General features: G+C 42.0%; 1 protein-coding gene. It reads left to right on the forward strand.

From position 1 onward, the window contains the following. Positions 1–402, forward strand: a 402-nt coding sequence (locus CWB85_RS21330; protein ID WP_171039056.1) for a DbpA RNA binding domain-containing protein, incomplete at both ends; no start/stop codon positions are given.

The raw sequence follows: 402 nt of genomic DNA on the forward strand, positions 1-402 counted from the left end.
ACCTTGCTCATGATCCACAAACTCACGTACACCGTATTGGTCGTACTGGTCGTGCTGGTAAAAAAGGTATTGCGTGTTCAATTTATGGTGACGCAGAACAATTTAAAGTGGCGCAAATTGGTGATCACTACGAATGTGATTTTTTGCCTGAGCAACTGCCTCCATTTAGCTTACTTGAAAAGCCACCATATAAACCGCAAATGGTCACCTTGATGATTGATGCGGGTAAAAAACAAAAAGTACGGGCTGGTGATATTTTAGGTGCGCTAACGGGTAAAGATGGCGTTGCAGGGCGTCAGGTTGGTAAAATTAACGTACTTGATAACGTGGCTTTTGTTGCTGTTGAACGTAACTCTTCAAAACCAGCACTACGTAAATTAACAGAAGGTAATATTAAAGGCC

The sequence above is a fragment of the Pseudoalteromonas sp. S1727 genome (assembly GCF_005886375.1).
GTDB lineage: Bacteria > Pseudomonadota > Gammaproteobacteria > Enterobacterales > Alteromonadaceae > Pseudoalteromonas > Pseudoalteromonas haloplanktis.